1 pseudogene is annotated in these 431 nt (G+C 39.2%); it reads right to left on the bottom strand.

Annotated features, from left to right (window positions below):
- Positions 1–248: 248 nt before the first annotated feature.
- A pseudogene (locus Ga0466249_RS25985) lies at positions 249–431 on the bottom strand (acetyl-CoA C-acyltransferase); the annotation flags it as partial.

The following is a 431-nucleotide window of genomic DNA, read 5'->3' as shown; positions in this document are numbered from 1 at the left end:
TTGCATTAGAGCTTGATCTTCCGTCAAATCAAATTTCATAGCAATTGACACGCTCCTTCTTTTCTTTTAGGTTTATTCCTTATGCAAACAACAACGTGCGCGCCTCATTCTGCGCGCACCGTCAGTCGCATTAGAATAATAATCTAAGACTTCGCTATAACTTTCACAAACCCTGCCAAAGTTTATAATAATTCAGCTAATTTCATCTAATTTTAAGACTTTTATGTTTATTATTGAAATCTTTAATTTTATACTCTTTCCACGATGGTTGCGACACCCTGTCCGCCACCAATACAAAGTGTTGCCAAACCAACTTGTGCCTTCTTGTCTTCCATGGCATGAATAAGCGTAACCAGAATTCTTGCGCCGCTGGCACCAATTGGATGACCTAACGCAATAGCGCCACCATGAATATTGACTTTTTCTTTGTC

The organism is Pelorhabdus rhamnosifermentans, assembly GCF_018835585.1.
GTDB classification, from domain to species: domain Bacteria; phylum Bacillota; class Negativicutes; order UMGS1260; family UMGS1260; genus Pelorhabdus; species Pelorhabdus rhamnosifermentans.
Note: the sequence above shows the minus strand (reverse complement) of the source record. Positions and strands in the feature narration are given on the sequence as shown.